Raw genomic sequence first — 2,788 nt, forward strand, 5'->3', positions numbered from 1 at the left:
GGTGATCTCTATCTGGCTGCCTTGGGTAGCACCTACCACCCAAGGAGCAAGTATTAACGGCGTAAATGACGGGTATTGCGGTGTTCGATGAGCTTCACAATAATCGACACCAATAGGGTAGTCAGCGCATACACCACACCAGCCACAATCAGGGCATCAATCGTGAAAGAATTGGCTGACAAGCGGCGAACCACACCTGTCATATCTAGTACGGTAATGGTGCTGACCAGTGCAGTGGCTTTTAACTGAGCAATCACTTCATTACCCAATACAGGCGTCACAATACCCAAAGCACGCGGCACAATAATGTAGCGGTAGCACTGAAAACGGCTTAGCCCATACGCCATGGCCGCTTCTTTTTCGCCATGCGGCACGCCCAAAATCCCCGCCCGAATATCTTCTGCCATATAGGCGGTGAGGTTAAGCGCAAGCACCGTAATACCGCAGTAGAAGGAATCACCCAACACCGGCCACAAGAAAGAGTCTCTGACCGATTCAAACTGACTTAAGCCGTAGTAGAAAAGGTAAATCTGCACCAACAGCGGCGTTCCTCTAAAAATAGAGGAATACACGCGGGCTGCATGGCTTGCCCAGCCACTGGTTTGGCTACGCGCAATGCCAAGAGGAATCGCTAAAAAGAACGCCACCACCAATGAGCCTGCCAATAAGGCTAATGTAATTTTGAAGCCACTCCAGATATCTGGGCCGCTTTCGGTTAGTAGCGTGACGTAATCATTCCAAATCGACATGATCAAACCCTCGCGCCATAACCACGGTTAGCTCGCTTTTCTAGCCAGCCAAATACCGGGTTGGAAATTGCCAAAAAGAGAAAGTAGATTGCCGCAACGGCTAAAAAGAACACAAATGGCTGCTTGGTATACTGCGCGGCCATATCGGCTTTTTTCAATAAATCTTCTAAACCCACCACCGACACCAACGAGGTATCTTTTAATAGGGATTGCCACATATTGTTCAAGCTAGGCAGAGAAATACGCCATGCTTGGGGCAACTGAATATAAAAGAACATCTGGGTGCGAGATAAACCATATGCTTTACCAGCTTCGATTTGGCCATGCGGAACCGCCGCAAACGCGCCACGAAACACCTCGGAAGCATACGCAGAAAAGACGATAGATAACGCGAACACACCACCCACAAATGGGCTGATTTCAAAGGCCGCGTCAAAGTGATCGTTAATCAGGTTAGTTAACCCAAAGTAACAGATCAAGATAATCAAAAACTCAGGCACACCACGCAAAAAGTTGGTGACAAAACTCACTGGTTTTCGAATAAACGGATTGCTAGCTAGTTTGCCGGCAGCAAACAACAACCCTAGCACCATCCCAAAAAATAAAGCCGTAAACGCAAGTTGCAGGGTAATTAATGCGCCTTGCAACAACTGGCCACCATACAGACTTAAGGTGTCCATGAGTACTCCTATTGGAAAAACCAATGAAGCCCCTCGATGTACACCAAGGGGCTTTCTTTTCTAACCTAGCAAACTAGGATTATTTAGCACCTGGAGCGATGCTAAATGGGAATACCTTTTTGTTTGCTTTCGCAAATGTACCGTCAGCCAACACTTGCTTGATTGCCGCGTTGAATTTCTCTTTTAGTGGATCGCCTTTACGTACGGCAATACCGGTACCTTCACCGAACATCGCTACATCGTTAATTGGCTTGCCTGCGTAAGCAAAACCTTGCTTGCCACCGGTTTTTGCAATCCAGTCATAAGATACGGTGGTATCCGCCAACACGGCATTCACACGACCAGCCACCAAATCCAACCATGCTTGGTCTAGTGATTGGTAAATCTTCATTTCGATACCTGATTTGTCTTTTGGCAAACGTGCTTTTAGGTATGACTCATGGTTCGTACCACTTTGCACACCCACGATTTTGCCTTTTAAGGTTGCTGGGTTTTCAGTAATGCCAGCTCCTTTTTTCGCCACGTACTGCACTGGTGCCAAGGTAAACAAATTAGTGAAATCCACTACTTTTTTACGCTCGTCGGTGATCGACATTTGCGCTAAAACCGCATCAATTTTTTTCGCTTTTAAGGCTGGAATCAATGCATCGAAATCCATGGTCACGTATTGGCACTTGGCTTTCATTTGCTTACACATTGCATCGCCAAGTTCGATTTCCATCCCTAGCAATTTGCCAGATGGATCTTTGTATTCGAATGGCGCGTAATCAGACAAAGTACCGATCTTGATTACATCTTCTGCGTGGGCAGCAGAACCCAACATCAAACCGCCAATAACTAACGCTGAAAGTTTTTGCAATTTCATCTAATTTCTCCAAATACAAATATGAGTCGACTCAAATACCAACGCGGCCACCGCAATAGAAAATGGCCTTCTGTTTTGCAAATTACTTAATTGCCATACTAGATAAGAATTTCTGGAAACGAGGGGATTGCTGAGTAGTAAACAACTCTTGCGGGGTGCCTTCTTCTTCCACTTTTCCTTGGTGGAAAAACACCACACGGCTCGCGACTTCGCGGGCAAAGCCCATTTCGTGCGTCACAACTAACATCGTGCGGCCATCTTCTGCTAAAGAACGCATTACCTTTAGCACTTCACCTACTAATTCTGGGTCTAGCGCAGAAGTAGGTTCATCAAACAACATCACGTCGGGTTCCATTGCTAACGCACGTGCAATCGCCACCCGTTGTTGTTGTCCACCAGACAACTGATTAGGGTAATGATGCTGTTTATCGGCAAGGCCTACTTTTTCTAGGTAGGCAATCGCAGCGAGTTCTGCATCGCGCTTATCAATACCA

General features: G+C 46.5%; 4 protein-coding genes. All 4 read right to left on the bottom strand.

Annotation, left to right across the window (positions count from 1 at the left end):
• Positions 1–53 precede the first annotated feature (53 nt).
• Positions 54–749 (bottom strand): ABC transporter permease, encoded by a 696-nt coding sequence (locus LIN78_RS17890; protein ID WP_227182248.1) that lies wholly within the window; start codon positions 747–749, stop codon positions 54–56.
• 2 nt (positions 750–751) lie between these two features.
• Positions 752–1,429: an ABC transporter permease gene (locus LIN78_RS17895; protein ID WP_227182249.1), complete on the bottom strand. Its 678-nt coding sequence runs from the start codon at positions 1,427–1,429 to the stop codon at positions 752–754.
• 79 nt (positions 1,430–1,508) lie between these two features.
• Positions 1,509–2,294: an ABC transporter substrate-binding protein gene (locus LIN78_RS17900; RefSeq protein ID WP_227182250.1), complete on the bottom strand. Its 786-nt coding sequence runs from the start codon at positions 2,292–2,294 to the stop codon at positions 1,509–1,511.
• A gap of 82 nt (positions 2,295–2,376) precedes the next feature.
• The coding region (locus LIN78_RS17905; RefSeq protein WP_227182251.1) for an ATP-binding cassette domain-containing protein at positions 2,377–2,788 on the bottom strand (412 nt) is incomplete at its 5' end.

It is taken from the genome of Leeia speluncae (genome assembly GCF_020564625.1).
GTDB classification, from domain to species: Bacteria; Pseudomonadota; Gammaproteobacteria; order Burkholderiales; family Leeiaceae; genus Leeia; species Leeia speluncae.

Excerpts from the sequence above, each read along its gene's own strand:
- LIN78_RS17890 (WP_227182248.1), bottom strand. The coding sequence starts at position 749 with ATGTCGATTTGGAATGATTACGTCACGCTACTAACCGAAAGCGGCCCA.
- LIN78_RS17895 (WP_227182249.1), bottom strand. The coding sequence starts at position 1,429 with ATGGACACCTTAAGTCTGTATGGTGGCCAGTTGTTGCAAGGCGCATTA.
- LIN78_RS17900 (WP_227182250.1), bottom strand. The coding sequence starts at position 2,294 with ATGAAATTGCAAAAACTTTCAGCGTTAGTTATTGGCGGTTTGATGTTG.